Genomic DNA, 17217 nt, shown 5'->3' on the forward strand with positions numbered 1-17217 from the left:
TAAAAAACAATAAAGCCGGGACGAGCCCGGCTTTATCATCAATATTTGGATCAGGTATCTATTAGAATGATACCAGTTTCTCAGTATAGTTCATATTACCTGCAGACAGGTGTACCATATAAACACCTTTCACTTTTATAGCAGAAGCAGGTATCTCAATTGTGTTGATGTCACCGTTCAGTTGGTGCTGTGTAGTATACACTACTTTACCTGTTACATCTGTAACCAGTACCTGTGCCATCTCCCTTGACGAAGACCTGATAACCAGCTGAGAGCTACCATTGGTTGGGTTCGGAGCCAGTGCTATGTTCCTGGTATCATTCAGCAGGGTATTAACACCCAGTTTGTACGGGCTGATGTTGATACGGTCAATATAGAAGTTGTTACCGGTTCCGGGCAGTGTTAAAGATGCACTGTTGTTGATATCATCAACACCAGGGTGGTAGCGGAAACGGAAGAACACTTTGTCTTTCCTTGCGCTCATTGGTATGTCGTAGCTCTTAAGATCCCAGTCGCCGAAATAAAGCGGAGCATATTCTATAGCTACATAACCTTTGTTAGCAATATCGCCTTTGGTCAAAGTAGCCAGTTTCTGCCAGTTCTGACCGCAATCCAGTGAGTAGCTGATCTCAAGTGTATCTTTCATCAACCTACTGTCAGATACCCTGAAAGCACCGGAAGAAAGGAAGTTCAGCCTGCACTCAGTAGAAGTCATACCGCTAAGGTCAAATGCTGGCGTAAAGAAGTCGTCAAAATCACCTTTTGGCGTTCCTACATAATAAGCCGGGAAAGCCCTTTTATCATATCCTGAGTAAGTGATACATGTGTTATCGTAGTAACCTGCATTTTTATCCAGGTGCCACTTATTCTCATTATTATAATAGTTGAATATAGGCCATTTCTCTACAGAGTTATTTGCATCATTCTGGTCAAACTCCATGAAATAACCATCGAGAGGGTTGATCTTATTTACTTCATCGGCAGCATAAACCAATGATTTGAACTCTATAGTAGAATCACCTGTATTATTACCTGTTGCTTTCAGGGTAACGTCAACCCATCCCGGATCACCAAATGAGTTATTAACCTCTGTAGTCAATCCCAGGTTTGTTTGGTTTATTGTAGGGTTGGTAGCGTTATTGCTGAATGTCCATTCAACCGATGAGATAGTGTCTCTCCAGCTCCTTTGTTTGAAGGCAAACTTACTGCTTGCACAAAGGAAGTATGAACGATCCTGACCTAAGCTGCTTGCTCTTTCAACAGATACATCGGGAATTGGTTTAAGGTCATTCTTTACACCATAAGTACCACCAATTTTGTCAAGGATACCTGTTCTTACGTGCGTAGTATCGCTTACAAGTTTATTCCTGTTACCAACGTTGCTGGCCAATGTGGCGCGCATACGTTGAACCTGTTGTTTGGTAAACATCTTAGGACAATCTGCGTAATCCATGATATTTTGAGTATTAACAGTATCAGGATAGTCAATACAGTTTTTGATGTAGCCATACCTGATAGTCAGCTCGTATAATAAGTTATACCTGCCATCGCTTGTATCGTTTCTAACATCAATGATACAAGGAATATTTTTCACATAAGGAGCTCCACCTACAGCGTCATTTTTCAGACCTGGATTTTTAGTAACTGTCAGCCTGTATGTAGTATCAGGTATTACTTTATAACCTAAGGTTACAACCTGCTCGCCGCTATCTGTAGTTGTCAAAGCATCGTACCTGACAGACCAATTGTACAAATAATTATAACGGCCTTTGTAAGATGTTGCATTTGTACCCTGATCCTGGTTGGTTGTGTCAACAAATTCTGTAAAGCTGATAGCACCATCGATTGTCCTGAATTTTTTCAACTGGTTTGCGCTGTTGCTGTTGATACTATCCAGAGTTGATTTTACAAGGGTATCCGATTTCAGTCCCGGGTTTTTTACTACCTGCAACACATAACCTGCAGCATTAGGAACAAATGCGCTGAATGGTATCACCTGTGCACCTGTATTTGTCGTTGTCTTTCCTTTAAACATCTTCAACGTATCTCCGTTCTGTTTCGTCAGCAATACAACTATGCTGTCGCCAATAGTATTCGGATAAACATTGAAAGAGTCAATCCATAAATGTTTTGAAGCAGTAAATGTAATAGATGATCTGTCCTTTGCAGTGTAATTTGTAACTATATTAGCACTTCCGAGCATATCAATACCAACGGTACCTGTCTTGGTCTTATACACGTCCGTTACATTGAACACACCAGAGCTATTTTGCTTGTAGTGTGTTATCTCAAATTCCTGTCCGATGCTTGCTGGGTATATCTTAACTGATTGTATAGACAGGTTGGTACGTGGCAGGTAGTCTATACCTTTGTTTCCATTATCTACAACCGGGGTAGCCAAAGGATCTATCTTTATTTTAGACAAGCTGGTTACATTGTTAGTACATGAAGTGTCATACAAACTTGCATTATTACAAGAACCTGACGCAGTTGCACCATATGGGTCTCCATTGCTGAAGTGACCAGTAGTTGGAGGAGTATCGTCTACCTCATCATCACCTGTACAATTTGTAGCCACGGCAATATTACCCCACGTGTGATACAGTCCAAGTATGTGTCCAATTTCGTGCGGAATAGTTTTGTTCTTAAGCATACTGCCGGCGCTTGTTATAATACCATCAGGGTAAGGAAAAGCAGCAGCACTTGACGGGAATACTGCGTAAGCCGCAACTACGCCATTAGAGATTCCCCTGCCTATCTTGGCAATTGTCCAGATATTAAGGTAAGATGATGGATCCCACTGGTCAAATTTAGCCTGGTCGTCGCCGCCATTTGTCAGGTAAGACCTGCGGTGAGTGATACCAGTAGTAGGCCTGCCTTGCGGATCTTTTGTAGCCAGGTGAAACATAACTTTTGGATTGCCAATATAACTCTTGAAAGGAGCTATCACATCAGCAGTATCCGAATTATGTTTCAGGTATATCTCATTGATCTGATCAATAAGTTTAAAGACATCGTTATCTGACACATAGTCTACACTACCGTAATCGTGTATCACGTGTACAACTACCGGGATATGCAACAGATCATCCGGGCCAAATTCTGTTCCTTTAGCACGAGCCCTGTCAAGGTTCATAGAATTCATGCCCTCAGCAATGAACTGGTTCAGTTGTTTTTCATACTGCTCTATCTGAGGATATGCTTTCTTGTAAGTATCGTTGGCCTCAACCGTGGTACACGGCAATTGTGCTTTGGCGACACCCAAATACATCAGCACAACAGGTAGTAATGAAAATACTTTTCTTATCATGTTAAAAATTATTGTGTACTATGTTTAAAACAATGGTCTCAAAGATAGATATTCCTGTTAAAAAATTGCAAAGTTTTTTGTCATGAGAATCTCGTTTTTATGTCATAAAACATGCTGTTTTCAAACCTTTTAATGCTACAATGCAGCAAAAACAAGTGTTATATCCATAAAGCTGTATTGTCACATGTCCGTAGAAACACATTTGAATTATTCATTACATAAAAAATGTTAGCCGAAAAGTACGTTCTACCGGTTACCAATCCGGGTAAAACTGATACTTCATGTGGAAAATAAATCAGCTAATTTAAATGTAGATTTTTACACTATACCTTTATCTGCTTATAACTATAGCATATCTTCCTGGTAGGCCAGATTTTTAAAATATTCTACATCTCTCAAGAGGCTCTTTTTTTGCAGATGCATCTGTATCATGGCGGTAAATGAAGATATAGGAGATAGTATAAATATGATCACTGTGAGCAGATATTGAAATATTTTCACCCTGCTCTTCCTGTTAGGGTCAAGCGGCCCACCTTTCTCTCGGATGTACTTTGCAAATTTCCTGAAATTCTTGATTCCTCTTTTTTCCAATATAACCAGACCAGGGTCCAGATGTATCGCGCCTTGCATTAATAATTCCTTTTGTAATACTTCTAACCTATTATTTTCCAGATGTTTATATATCTGCATACCAAAACGCTGTGCATTTTTGATATCCGGTGTCTGAACACCTGCCTCAGGCAAAATGCTGGAAGCTGCTTTTTGTCCGGTAAAAGCCCAGCGCGCTATGGTTAGTACTGAAATAAGGTTTGAATTAGTATCTGTTAAGACGATATTTCCAACCAGCTTAGCCCCGACTTCTTTTAACATCACTTTTACCTGCTCCTGACCATTTAGCCACATGTTACGACTACCTATAACTGTAATGACAGGTTTGTCTTTCAGTATAGCAGCATATTGGCTTTTCAAAAATGAAGTAGTGGGCTGAGAAGGGCTAAGAAACCAAGGCTGCCATCCAAACAATACCAAATCGTGGTGATTGTTCATTACCTCATGAGGCAGAGGTTTTATCGCTGATGGTATCAATTCTACACACTCCGGCATTGCATCGAAAAATGTAGCCGAAGTCCAGGGAAAGGGGAATGGATTTTCCATTTCAACCTGCACAACATCGATCTCCACTTTGTGCTGAATGTCATAAAGTATATTATCCAGGATATCCCTCAACTGGCCCGATTGGGAATAATATAATACCAATATCCTTTTCTTCATCAGGCAAATGAGTGGGTTAGATCATCATACCACCGTAAGGTAGATGTATGCATAAGAAAAACGTGCGCTCTCGGGCACCATTACCAATATGTGTTCTCCCTTTTTTAATTTGCCGCTGTTAAAAAGTTCTTCCAACATCAGGAAGGTAGAGGCGCTACCGACATTACCCACGCGGGTAAGGTTGTAGAACCATTTATCATCAGGCAGGTCAAGTCCGACATTTGCCAGGCTATCTTTAATTTTCTGCTTAAAGAACTCACTGGACATATGTGGCAGAAAATAATCAACGTCATTACCGGTGATATTATGTTTCTCCATCAACTCTTTGAGGAATTCACCACCCTTGGGTACGATATTATCACCCAACAGGCGAGTATCCTGTTTCAGAGAAAAAACGCTCTGATTGCCCCACTCTTCCACCGGCATATCGTACCAGCTAATCAAAGAACCATCATCTGCTTTCACGGCACCACCATACATACAAGCATCAAACTCGTTTGCATACGATGTAATCTCGAGCCATTCTATCTTAAGAGACACACTATCGTCATTGGGTGTGCTTTGTACCAAAGCCGCAGCTGCCCCGTCGCTCAGCATCCAGCGGAGAAAATCTTTTTCAAAAGCTATATATGGGTCTTCCTCCAGGCGGATGTGATTATCTGCCTCAGGCTGAAACCTGGATGCATGCATCCAAGTAGATACTTTCTCCGAGCCTACGCTTACCGCATAATCTACCATACCGCTACCAACGGACATAAAGGCGTATTTCAAGCCTTGCACACTACTGCAGCAGGCTCCTGAAGTTGATATGATCTCTACATTATGGATGCCTAACTCACCATGCACCATAGACGCATGAGATGGTACCAGTTGTTCGGCTGATCCGGTACCGGCAGTAAGTAATTCTAATTTGCTGATAGGTATTTTCTCGTCAAACAGTTGTTTGATAGCAATAGCCGCAAGTTCGGTATTCTTATGCGTGCTTTTGCCATCTCTGAATGCGTAATAGCGTGTTTTGATACCATTGCTCCTCAATACCACAGCCCTCGCCTTAGAAGGTTTGCCATTAACCATTCCCAGTACTTGCTCCATTTCATTGTTGGGTACGGGCTCGTTTGGCAAAAACTTTGAAAGGCGCGTTATATAAACAGGTCTCACTATCTGAAATTCAATTTGACTTGCAAAAATAATTATTCTCAGTTGCTTTACTAACTCATGAAAAATATATTGATGCGAATATGTACGCATCTAACCCCAAAGCCTTGAAAATAGTACATTTCCCGTTATAGAGTTTATATATTTTAAAAACAACAATAGCCCCTTTTTGTTGGGCTATTGCTGCAAATATCAGGTAATTATATTAAACAAAAGACAATTATTCATTTAATTGTATCCCGTAATAGAACATACCATTATGCCCCGGATAGATCCCTGTAAGTCTCAGGTTGCCCGAGGCTCCGGCAAGTATGTTTTGTAACTCCTCTACCGAAGCAACCGCTTTGTTTCCGGCTTTGGTGATAACAAATCCTTTTTTCATACCGGTCTGGTGAGACAAAATCCCCTCTTCGATCTCTTCGACCATTACACCACCGCTGATATTCAACTGCTTAAGTTCTGCATTATTCAAGGTTCTCAATTTAGCACCCAATACTCTGGCTCTTGCGTCATTTTTTATTATAGTGGTGTTACCATCAATGTTTTTCAGTTGCACTGTGGTGTGTACCGGTTTGCCGTCTCTCACATATGTAATGCTGACATTATCACCCGGTTTATACAATGCTATTTGCTCCAGCAGTTCGGGAGCAGTGTTGACCTGGTTACCACTAACAGCGACAATAAAATCTCCTTTTTTCAAGCCAGCTTTTTCTGCTGCACCATTTTCGAAGATATTTGCCACATATACTCCATTATTCCGATCCAGTTGTAACTCTTTAATCTGCTCGGGTGAAGCATTTTTAATATCTATGTAACTGATACCCAAAAATGCACGCTGTACCGCACCATAGTCTACTATATCTTCAACCACCTTTTTGACAATATTGGATGGAATAGCATAAGAATATCCCGCAAACGAACCTGTCGGGGACGCTATTGCTGCGTTGATACCTACTAACTGCCCTTTTGTATTGACCAATGCACCACCACTGTTACCGGGATTAACGGCTGCATCTGTCTGTATGAACGACTCTATGGCAGCTGCAGACTGCGACCTATTGATACCCAGAGAGCGGCTTTTGGCACTGACTATACCTGCTGTGACTGTGGCATCGAGCGTGAAAGGATACCCTACGGCCAATACCCACTGTCCCAGGCGGACATCGTCAGAGTTGCCATATTCCATATAAGGCAGATTCTCGCCTTCTATTTTAAGCACCGCAATATCGGTTGCCGGGTCGGTAGCTACCAGTTTTGCATCTGTAGTATACCTGTCGTTAAAAGTAACAGTCACAACATCAGCTCCTGCCACAACGTGGTTATTGGTGACAATATACCCGTCAGGAGAAATAACCACTCCTGAACCCGCACCCATTTGCGGCGGCTGGAACATATCCTGGTATATGTCTCCAAAAATAGTCGGGCGCCTCACAACTACCTGCTTACCATTGGTTTTTGTTTTGATGTGGACAACTGCCTGCACCGACGCTTCTGCTGCAGGTTGAAAATCGGCAGGAGGAGTACTTGCCGTGACATTGCCCTCGTAATTAACGTAATTAACGGGTAATGAAGTTTTTCCCCTGGCCTGGCTGAAATCATGATGTCCTGAAAACTGACCTGCCAGGAACAGCGTGAATACTGATGTGAGCGCTGCTGTCAGAATTACCGGAATTAGTTTTGATCTCATAGTTTCTCCTTTTATGCTTTTGCTTTGTTGTATGTACAAATTTACAACCTGTACTTATTATAAAACTGTTAAAAGCAGGGCAGTTAAAACAGCTTTAACAGTAATAACTGACGCATACCTTCCTGAACCATAAAAAGTTGCTCAGGCATCCAAACGCAACATCTTATTATATTAATCTTAATACTTCTGACTAATAATAATACAAATTTTTTCAATCCAAAAATTCACTACCTTTGCACCTCATTTAAAAAACCATTTATAATACAATAATTTAAACAATGGCAGACTTACGCTTACAGCGCAACTTTGGTATTGCAGCGCACATTGACGCGGGTAAAACCACTACGACAGAACGTATACTTTATTATACCGGTATCAACCACAAAATAGGTGAGGTGCACGACGGTGCTGCCACAATGGACTGGATGGCGCAGGAGCAGGAGCGTGGTATTACCATTACGTCTGCTGCTACAACATGTTTCTGGAACTTCCCTACCGTACAGGGCCAGCCTGTAGATGATACAAAACAATACAAGTTCAACATCATCGATACTCCGGGCCACGTTGACTTTACGGTTGAGGTGGAGCGTTCTATGCGTGTATTGGACGGTCTTGTTGCATTGTTTTCAGCGGTTGACGGCGTTGAGCCTCAGTCTGAAACAGTTTGGCGTCAGGCTAACCGTTACAGAGTTCCTCGTATCGGTTTCGTAAACAAGATGGACCGTATCGGTGCTGACTTTCTTATGGTTGTTAAGCAAGTGCGTGACATGTTGGGTGCAAAAGCTGTTCCTCTTCAGTTGCCTATCGGTGCTGAAGACAACTTCAAAGGTATCGTTAACCTTATTACAATGAAATCCGTTGTATGGGACGACTCAACTCAAGGTATGACTTATACCGAAGGTGAAATACCTGCAGACATGGTTGATGAAGCTAACCAATACCGTGCTGAGTTGGTTGAAGCAGTAGCTGAATATGATGATGCGTTGATGGAGAAATTCTTCGACGATCCTGATACAATTACTGAAGAAGAGATACACGCAGCTATCCGTAAAGCAACGATCGATCTAAGTATCATCCCAATGCTTTGTGGTTCTGCATATAAAAACAAAGGTGTACAAACAGCTTTGGATGCGGTTATCCGTTACCTGCCTAGCCCGGTTGATATCGAGGCTATCAATGGTACTACGGAGTCAGGTGAGCCTATCTCCCGTAAGCCGGATGCAAACGAACCTTTCGCTGCATTGGCATTTAAGATCATGACTGATCCATTCGTTGGTCGCTTGGCATTCTTCCGTTGTTACAGCGGTAAGTTGGACGCAGGTTCTTATGCATTCAACATGCGTAGCGGACGTAAAGAGCGTATCAGCCGTATCATGCAAATGCACGCCAACAAGCAAAACCCGATCGAGAAGATCGAGGCAGGTGACATCGGTGCAGCAGTAGGTTTCAAAGACATCAAAACAGGTGATACTTTGTGTGATGAAGATCATCCGATCATACTTGAGAACATGTTCATACCTGATCCGGTTATCGCGATTGCAGTTGAGCCTAAAACCAAGGCTGACGTTGAGAAAATGGGTATGGCCATTGCCAAGCTTGTTGAAGAAGATCCTACACTACGTGTAAATACAGACGAAGAAACAGGCCAAACCATCCTTCAAGGTATGGGTGAGCTTCACTTGGATATCATAGTTGACCGTATGAGACGTGAGTTCAAGGTTGAGATCAACCAAGGTGCTCCTCAGGTTGCTTACAAAGAGGCTTTCACAATGCAAATTCAGCACCGTGAAACATATAAGAAACAAACAGGTGGTAAGGGTAAATTCGCCGATATTCAGATAGAGATCGGACCTGCTGACGAAGCTTTCTTGAAAGAAGAAGGAAACGGTAAGTATCAGTTCATCAATGATATCTTCGGTGGTTCCATCCCTAAAGAATTCATCCCTGCTATTCAGAAAGGTTTCCAAACTTCAATGACAACAGGTGTGTTGGCGGGATACCCTGTCGACAACTTGAGAGTAAGATTGTTTGATGGCTCTTTCCACCAAGTTGACTCCGATGCAATGGCGTTTGAACTTTGTGCTAAGAGTGCATTCCGTGAAGCGGGTAAAAAAGCCAAGCCTCAAATACTTGAGCCGATCATGAAAGTTGAGGTAATCACCCCTGAACAATACATGGGTGATGTAACAGGTGACCTTAACCGTCGTCGTGCTATGCTGGAAGGTATGGACAGCCGTAACGGTGCACAGGTGATCAAGGCTAAAGTTCCGCTGAGCGAAATGTTTGGTTATGTAACCCAACTGCGTTCACTGTCTTCAGGCCGCGCATCTTCGGTAATGGAGTTCAGCCACTACTCTCCAGCTCCTAAAAATATACAGGATGAGGTAGTAGCAAAAGCAAAAGGTAAAGTAAGCGCCGAGTAATAACGGCAGTTACCATAATAGTAAAAGCCCCTGCAATGCAGGGGCTTTTTATTTTTCAGTCGTTCTTCGTTCTCTATTAATTAAGATACTCTCTTAATTGTGCAGCCTATTGATTTAGTGGTGCCAGGATCAGGTACCATACCTGTGGTCATCTTGTCTATTGCGTCTTTCAAAAATAGTTGAGTAGACTCTGAAGGATTGGCCGGATTATCTTCCATTGCTCCTTTATACATCAGTGTGCCATTACCATCAAACAGGTAAACTTCAGGTGTGCGTGTTGCACCAAATGCGTCAGCAAGCTGAGAGTTCTCATCTACTACATATGGCACATCATAGCCCTGATCTTTAGCATACTTAGTCATAGCCTTATACGAATCATCTCCATCGCGCTTTGCCTCATTAGAGTTTACGATCACAATACCTAGTCCTGCTTTTTGAGCATATGTGACCATCTCTTTGGTGCGCGCCTGGCTCTTGATAACGTATGGGCAGGTGTTGCAGGAGAACATCACCAACAGGCCGGATTGTGTTTTGGCATCATTGAACGATACTTCTTTTTTGTCTACTGACCTCATTTTGGCGGTTGCCATTGGGATCTTTGTGCCGATATCAATGCTTTTGATATTCTCTCCGGCAATGGCAGAACAGCTGATGAATGCAGCAAATGCCAGCGTAAATAGTTTATTCATGATATAATATTTTCAAACAGATAAAATAATGTAAGTACACTAATTTCAGCAATGTTCGCTAAACAGCCAATTTTTTTATTGGCCAATGTTATTCAGAGAGACATTTTCGAGACTTATATTCTCGTCTCCCTTCTGGTACATAACATAGGTGATGATGAACTGGAACATCTCATCAGTGGCACGCATACTACCATCGTTATCCTGCACCAGGCGTGGTGGGCTATTAGGATTATTAAGGTTCCTGCGCGTATTATCATATACCCCCTCGGCAATAATAGTGGTACCCTTCGGTATTTTCACCATCTTTTTAAACGTGTAGAAATACTGCCAATGAAAATCCCAGCGAGGGATGGATATGAGCTTTATCGTATCCCCGTTGGGCGGTATAGCATATGCCTTAAAACTCTTGCCCAGCAGGTGCATGTGAGGATTAATGGTCAGCAATGATATATCATCGGGAATAATCAGGCGGGTAGACACTTGTTTTATGGTATTGGGCTGAATAACCAGGTCAGGCTCTACAGGCGACACCCCCAGCGTACCCATCTGAAACTCCTGTACCGGCCTTTTGGGTGGCGATTTAGCATAGAATATATTTATGTACGAACTATCCCACAGTGCTTCGTCTGTTGTGAAGCCATAATGCAGGTCGTTGAGCAGGAAAGCACCTTTGCGGGGTATTGAATAACCACCAATACCGGGTGGATAAACCTGCCCATAGGTACCCGGCAGATAATTTACTACTGATTTCTGTAACACAGGGTAGGTACCATCGTCATTGGGCAGGCCCAGATTCTCAAAAGCCAATTTTATGGTGCTGTCCAATGCCATATTTGTGACACGTTCACCTTCGAACACGTTTGCTTTCTTATTGAATTCGTATTTAACCATATCTCCGTTAACATGGTGCACTACGTTATGCCTGCCTGGCACAAACTCAACCAGCCTTGCATAAGTGTCCCTGGGCAGCTCGAAAGGCACCTTTACGATCAGGAACTTGTCGGAGCTATTTGCCTCAAGATGCACCGGTTGTACCGGCAAATGAACATCGGGCTCGCCTAACAAGGAACCAGAAGGAAAATCCGGCATAGGCGGAAGTTTATCAGCAGGGCCTTCTTCCAAACCATCTTCCAACCACTTCTCGAGTACTTTTATTTCGTAACCGGTGAGGAGCTTCTGCCCTACAAACTCCCGGTATGAAGGGTCTGCCGGCCATGGAGGCATTAATCTTTCTTTTGCAGCAAATGCAATGCCCGAAGCGTATCGTTTAGCATCCTGGTAAGTTAGCAAGTCGAAATGGCCTATACCTTCAGGACGGTGGCAGATAGTACAGTTGTTGAATATAATAGGTGCCACATGCTCTGTAAATACTACTTTGCGTGGCAAGTCGGGCTCACTGCTACAGGATTGCAGCACCAACAATAATAACATTCCTGCAACAATACTAACTCCCGCTATCCTCATGACTTTCATCCTCCCTGTGTTTTTTTGCCATCATCACGCTCACGTTAAGGTCGTATCCTATCAGTATCACCAATGTATTGAGCCATATCCATACCATAAATGCCATAAGTGTACCGATAGAGCCGTACACCTTGTCGTAGTGAATAAAGTTATCTACCATAAAGAAAAAAATGGTAGACGTAATAATGCACAACGAAGTAGCAACAATAGCACCCGGTGAAAAGAACTTTACCCGCTCGCTCAATGAAGGCCCATACCTGTATATGATGGCAATAGAGGTAAACAATATGGTTGAAACTATCAAAACACTTAACAACCTCACTACCCAGACGTTATTAAATATCAGCAACAGTATCTCGTTGAGTGCCTGGCTTTGTATGATAAGCACAATTATGCTCATGATGGCCACTAAAAGCAACAATACAGTAAGCTTAATAGCCTGCCAACGCTGTACATACCATGGCGTATCTATATAGACTGACAGATGCAGTTTTTCAAAACTACGGATCAGGCTCATCATGCCATTAGAAGCAAAGAAAAGTGTCAGCAAGATACCGGAAGAAAGGACCTCTCCCCTTTCATTATTCATAAAGTCGATAATGACCTGGCTGATACTTTCATACAAACTTTCGTTCCGTGCTATAAGTTTCAGTGCATTTAAGATTGCAGCCTGCACACCATGCAGCGGCAAGTATGGCACCAAAGAAAATAACACCAGTAATGTAGGAGGCAGTGCCATTACAAAATTGTAGGTCACGGCCGCGCAACTTTCGAACAAACGGTTATTGCCAAGTTCTACAATAAAGAACCTTCCTATCTCATAAAGGGATAATTTTTCCTTGCCCGGAACCTTGACCCTTTTGGCCAAATTGAACAATAAACGTACCGGCAGAGAATCCAGTATTTTTTTCTCAAGCACCGTCATACCTCAAAGTAAGGTCAAAGATTGTTGAGAATGAAATTTGTCATACGGTTATATAAGTGATAACGTGTATTCCCCCCAGAAATGCCATGATGTTTATCAGGGTAATACTCGCTTTCAAACTCCTTATTGGCCTGTATCATAGCCTCTGTCAGCATAACTGCATTCTGAAAGTGTACGTTGTCATCGGCAGTACCATGTATGAGAAGAAATTTACCCTTGAGGCCGTCTACCATCTTTTCTGGGGCATTATTATCATAGCCTGACGGGTTAGCCTCTGGCGTCCGCATATACCTTTCTGTGTAGATATTATCATAATATCTCCAGTTGGACACCGGCGCAACAGCAATAGCCATCTTAAATGTTCTGTTGCCTTTGAACAGACAGGTACTACTCATAAAACCGCCATAGCTCCAGCCCCAGATGCCAATGCGATCTTTATCTACATAAGGGAGTTTCGCGACATCATTGGCCACAGCTATCTGGTCGTCGCTTTCCAGTTTACCCAGTTGCAGGTAAGTCTTTTTCTTAAATTCTTCGCCACGCATGCCTGTTCCGGTACCATCAGCACAAACAACAATGTACCCATTTTGCGCAAGCATCTGGTGCCAGAAATAATTGCCCAATGGGAAGCGGTCCAATACCTGTTGTGAACCCGGTCCGCTATACTGGTGCATAAACACAGGGTATTTCTTATTCTTATCAAAATCTGGAGGAGTAATTACCCATGCATTCAAATCATCTCCTTTGGCACCCTTAAAGGTGGTAAACTGCACTTTACCCAGGGCATACTCCTGCAACTTAATCGCGAACTTGATATTATCTTCCAATGTACGAATGATCTTACCACTGTTATTACGCAGATAATATACCGGAGGTTCTGTCAGCGTAGAATACTTATCCAGGAAATAGTTAAACCCTTCAACAGGTGTTATCTCATGTGTACCATTTTCAGCCGTCAGTAATTTTTTGCCCCTACCTGAAAAGTTTACTGAGTACATCTTTCTTTCCAGTGGTGAATTCTCAGCTGCTGTATAATATACTTCCTTACGCTTTACATCTATGCCGACTATGTTGTCAATATCGTAAGCACCCGGTGTAAGCTCTTTCAACTCCCTTGTCTTCCAATCCCAATTGTACAAGTGAGTGTATTTATCGCGCTCGCTGGTGAAGATCATCGAGTGTCCATCAGGCAGGAATTCAATGTTGTCGTTGATGTCAATGTAGTACTTATTAGTTTCTGTATAGATAACATTGGTGAGACCTGTGCCGGTATTTGCCAGTAATAAATCCAGCTTATTCTGTAACCTGTTTAACCTATATACGCACAAAGCATTCGGATCTTTTGTCCATTTGATACGTGGAATGTACTGGTCCGTTACATTTCCTGTATTGACAGTTACAGACGCACCTGTTGCCATATCATAGATCCGTATCTCGACAACAGAATTGTCTTCTCCTGCCTTAGGATATTTGTATGTATAATTTTCGGGGTACAGTCCATTGTAAATGGGTAATGTATATTCCGGCACTTTGGTTTCATCAAAGCGGTAGTAGGCTATATGCTTACCATCGGGCGACCATTGAAAAGCCTGCGTGAAGCCGAACTCCTCCTCATACACCCAATCGCAATTTCCATTAATGATATGATTCCATTTACCGTCAGTTGTTATGGCTGTTCTTTTACCGGTTGCGAGTTCTTTTACATACAGATTGTTGTCCTGCACATAAGCAACCATAGATGCGTCAGGCGAAAAACTTGCGTGTAGTACTTTTTCATCATCCAAAGCAACAATATCTTTGCGGGCAATATCGAATACATACGTTTTATAGTAAGTAGAATGACGATATATATGTTTAGGCTCGGTAAACAATAACAACCTGTTCTCTTTTTCGCTGAAACGATAACCAGCGACCTGTATCTCCTTGCCATCTACTTTAGATTCTTTGCTGTTAAAAACGGTGCTTACCCAGTTCCCGTTTGACAGCTCGAAAATACTTATCGACTGATGCTTATCACTGTTTTCAAGTTTAGAGAAATGCTGCCCGTCTTTCATGCCATTAAAACCAGGAACAGACTTCATACTGAAGGTATTATTCTTCCATAGGTCGTCAAGCGTTATCAGCTTTTCTCCCTTTTGGGCAAATGTATATTGGCAGACGAACAGTGCTGCAAGCAATAGTAAGTGTCGCATAGAATATCGTTGAATTCTATCAAAAATAACATCTTATATTCAGAGGTGGAAATGTATCAATGACTTACCGGGGGTATTTGCAGTGTGATTTTCTATAAACAAATAGCGCCTGTGCTAACACACAGGCGCCGTAAGCATATTCAAAATATATTACTAATAGTCAATAGTGGCTTGTATCCCCCTGTCTATAAGGGCTTCTGCCTTTGGCCGCAACAACTCAAAGCTACCTTTTTTTACCCCGTATTTTCCTTTATGATGTATAAACAAAGCACATTGTTCGGCTTGTTCCGGGCTATGCTCGCATATATCCATCAGTGATTCAATAACATGATCAAAAGTGTTTACTTCATCATTCCAAACAATCAGGTTATGTAACGACTCTACCAATACATCCTGATCTTCATACTCCTGAGTCTGCCACTGATTACTGCTTTGTGGCTGATAAAAGGTGTTCATTTTCAATGTTTTTTTTATTATTAACGGGGCAAAGATACAAAACACCATCTAAATACATTTAATTCATCTCTATATTTTTAGCCTATTAACCAATTACAACTACCTTTGTATCCACATAATATACACACAGAAAAACGCATATATGTTTATCAAAAAAGAGATGGAAGAGCTGAACAGACTGAGCAATGAAGAGATGCAAAAAGCTGAAAAGCAGCCTTTTATCATCATCCTGGATGACATCAGGAGCATGCATAATGTAGGATCTGCTTTTCGTACCTGTGATGCGTTTATGGTGAACAGCCTATATCTATGCGGCTATACGCCTCACCCACCGCACAGGGACATACACAAAACAGCATTAGGTGCTACAGAAACCGTAAACTGGCAATATTTCAGCAGTACTTTGGATGCAGCAGCTGCTGCAAAGGATCAAGGTTATAGCATAGTAGCCGTAGAGCAGGCACATGGCAGCACTTTGCTCAATGACACAGATTTTAAACATAGAACCAAAATTGCACTTGTATTCGGTAACGAGGTGAGTGGCGTAAATGAAGACGTAATGCGTTTGGCTGATGCCTGCATTGAGATACCTCAATGGGGTAGTAAGCACTCTTTGAATATATCCGTAAGTCTTGGGGTGGTATTGTGGGAACTGGTGAGAAACAAAAAGTAGTGTAGTTCCAGTGCCGGCTAAGAAGCTTGCAAAGCTTTACGGTGTTTTTTCAGTAACATAACTTTCACACCGATATATACAGGGATCAGGATGACAAACAGGATTATCAATCCTGGCACGCCTGCCTCCGTTGATATCAGGATATAGTTAATACCCAGTTGCAAAATGGCATATAAAACTGCCACGAACAGATGCGGTATTTTCATTTCGTTTGACAGCAGCTGGAAGAGATGTTTACGGTGTGCCTCAAAAACCTTCTCGCCTGAGGCTAACCTCTGTATAAATGTAGAACCTGTATCTACAAGGTACAAAGCAAGGAAACCAATATATATATAATCGTCGGCAGTAATAATGCGTTGCACCAGCATAAAACATATAATGACTGCTATAGAAACACTGCCTACATCACCTGCAAAACACCTTGCTTTTTTGCGCGCATTGAAGAACAGGAATATAACCAAAGACATGAGTACATAGGTTTGCAACTTTGTATTGATATCTACCTGTTCCGTAAGCATCAACGGTAGTAATATGGCAAGGCTGTAAAATCCTGTAATGCCATTTATGCCATCCATGAAGTTGTAGGCATTTACCGCACCTACAACATAAATGAATGCGAGTATACCGAGTATAATAGGAACGGTAGTAATGCCTGCCTGGTAAAGAATAAGCAATGCAGCCAAAATATGGATACCAAAACGGAGTCCACGCGGCATATCCCGGATATCATCCATGAAGCTGATACCACTCGCAAGCATCACCGCCAATATAAAATACGGATATGCGAAGGAATTGAAAAAGGCAAAAGCCAAAATGGCCAGCGGGAAAATGATACCACCGCCGCGAATGGTTGGTTTTACGTGTGAACTACGGTCATTAGGTTTATCGATGATCCTATACTTAACAGCCAACCTGAAATATATTAACAGGACAGCTGCTAAAACAGGAAGCAGGGCGAGATGTATGAGTTG

Annotated in this window: 12 protein-coding genes; 2 read left to right on the top strand and 10 right to left on the bottom strand. The window is 42.2% G+C overall.

All coding sequences use genetic code 11. From position 1 onward, the window contains the following. Positions 1 to 61: 61 nt before the first annotated feature. The 4 genes from H6550_12265 to H6550_12280 all read right to left on the bottom strand — a co-directional run bounded on the left by H6550_12265 (position 62) and on the right by H6550_12280 (position 7424). Entirely contained in the window at positions 62 to 3310 is a 3249-nt protein-coding gene (locus tag H6550_12265) for a T9SS type A sorting domain-containing protein (GenBank protein ID MCB9046897.1), read from the bottom strand. Between the two features lie 345 nt (positions 3311 to 3655). After that, entirely contained in the window at positions 3656 to 4582 is a 927-nt protein-coding gene (locus tag H6550_12270; GenBank protein ID MCB9046898.1) for a dialkylresorcinol condensing enzyme DarA, read from the bottom strand. A gap of 24 nt (positions 4583 to 4606) precedes the next feature. Beyond that, complete coding sequence (locus H6550_12275; GenBank protein ID MCB9046899.1) at positions 4607 to 5740, bottom strand: beta-ketoacyl-ACP synthase III; 1134 nt, start codon at positions 5738 to 5740, stop codon at positions 4607 to 4609. Positions 5741 to 5957: 217 nt separating this feature from the next. Continuing rightward, positions 5958 to 7424, bottom strand: coding sequence for a trypsin-like peptidase domain-containing protein (locus H6550_12280; GenBank protein MCB9046900.1), 1467 nt, complete (start codon positions 7422 to 7424; stop codon positions 5958 to 5960). A 278-nt stretch (positions 7425 to 7702) separates the two neighbouring features. Here H6550_12280 and fusA point away from each other — a divergent pair, with 278 nt between their 5' ends. Then, complete coding sequence (gene fusA / locus H6550_12285; GenBank protein ID MCB9046901.1) at positions 7703 to 9847, top strand: elongation factor G; 2145 nt, start codon at positions 7703 to 7705, stop codon at positions 9845 to 9847. A gap of 80 nt (positions 9848 to 9927) precedes the next feature. Here fusA and H6550_12290 read toward each other — a convergent pair whose 3' ends face one another. The 5 genes from H6550_12290 to H6550_12310 all read right to left on the bottom strand — a co-directional run bounded on the left by H6550_12290 (position 9928) and on the right by H6550_12310 (position 15573). Further along, positions 9928 to 10536: a redoxin domain-containing protein gene (locus tag H6550_12290; protein MCB9046902.1), complete on the bottom strand. Its 609-nt coding sequence runs from the start codon at positions 10534 to 10536 to the stop codon at positions 9928 to 9930. 75 nt (positions 10537 to 10611) lie between these two features. Then, a complete protein-coding gene (locus H6550_12295; protein ID MCB9046903.1) occupies positions 10612 to 12009 on the bottom strand; it encodes a hypothetical protein in 1398 nt (465 codons plus the stop codon). Continuing rightward, entirely contained in the window at positions 11981 to 12925 is a 945-nt protein-coding gene (locus H6550_12300; GenBank protein ID MCB9046904.1) for a YihY/virulence factor BrkB family protein, read from the bottom strand. The genes H6550_12295 and H6550_12300 overlap by 29 nt, the downstream gene beginning before the upstream one ends. A 14-nt stretch (positions 12926 to 12939) precedes the next feature. Next, entirely contained in the window at positions 12940 to 15117 is a 2178-nt protein-coding gene (locus H6550_12305; GenBank protein ID MCB9046905.1) for a S9 family peptidase, read from the bottom strand. Positions 15118 to 15270: 153 nt separating this feature from the next. Continuing rightward, the gene (locus H6550_12310; protein ID MCB9046906.1) at positions 15271 to 15573 is read right to left on the bottom strand and encodes an ATP-dependent Clp protease adaptor ClpS; all 303 of its coding nucleotides are present in this window, start codon (positions 15571 to 15573) and stop codon (positions 15271 to 15273) included. Between the two features lie 160 nt (positions 15574 to 15733). On the opposite strand from H6550_12310, the gene H6550_12315 reads away from it, so the two are divergent. Beyond that, positions 15734 to 16246: an RNA methyltransferase gene (locus H6550_12315; GenBank protein ID MCB9046907.1), complete on the top strand. Its 513-nt coding sequence runs from the start codon at positions 15734 to 15736 to the stop codon at positions 16244 to 16246. Between the two features lie 17 nt (positions 16247 to 16263). Here H6550_12315 and H6550_12320 read toward each other — a convergent pair whose 3' ends face one another. Beyond that, positions 16264 to 17157, bottom strand: coding sequence for a UDP-GlcNAc--UDP-phosphate GlcNAc-1-phosphate transferase (locus H6550_12320; protein ID MCB9046908.1), 894 nt, complete (start codon positions 17155 to 17157; stop codon positions 16264 to 16266). Positions 17158 to 17217 lie beyond the last annotated feature (60 nt).

The organism is Chitinophagales bacterium, assembly GCA_020636495.1.
Taxonomy (GTDB): domain Bacteria; phylum Bacteroidota; class Bacteroidia; order Chitinophagales; family Chitinophagaceae; genus UBA5543.

Coding starts and splice junctions, on each gene's coding strand:
- H6550_12265 (MCB9046897.1), bottom strand. CDS start 3,310: ATGATAAGAAAAGTATTTTCATTACTACCTGTTGTGCTGATGTATTTG.
- H6550_12270 (MCB9046898.1), bottom strand. CDS start 4,582: ATGAAGAAAAGGATATTGGTATTATATTATTCCCAATCGGGCCAGTTG.
- H6550_12280 (MCB9046900.1), bottom strand. CDS start 7,424: ATGAGATCAAAACTAATTCCGGTAATTCTGACAGCAGCGCTCACATCA.
- fusA (MCB9046901.1), top strand. CDS start 7,703: ATGGCAGACTTACGCTTACAGCGCAACTTTGGTATTGCAGCGCACATT.
- H6550_12290 (MCB9046902.1), bottom strand. CDS start 10,536: ATGAATAAACTATTTACGCTGGCATTTGCTGCATTCATCAGCTGTTCT.
- H6550_12295 (MCB9046903.1), bottom strand. CDS start 12,009: ATGAAAGTCATGAGGATAGCGGGAGTTAGTATTGTTGCAGGAATGTTA.
- H6550_12300 (MCB9046904.1), bottom strand. CDS start 12,925: ATGACGGTGCTTGAGAAAAAAATACTGGATTCTCTGCCGGTACGTTTA.
- H6550_12305 (MCB9046905.1), bottom strand. CDS start 15,117: ATGCGACACTTACTATTGCTTGCAGCACTGTTCGTCTGCCAATATACA.
- H6550_12310 (MCB9046906.1), bottom strand. CDS start 15,573: ATGAACACCTTTTATCAGCCACAAAGCAGTAATCAGTGGCAGACTCAG.
- H6550_12315 (MCB9046907.1), top strand. CDS start 15,734: ATGGAAGAGCTGAACAGACTGAGCAATGAAGAGATGCAAAAAGCTGAA.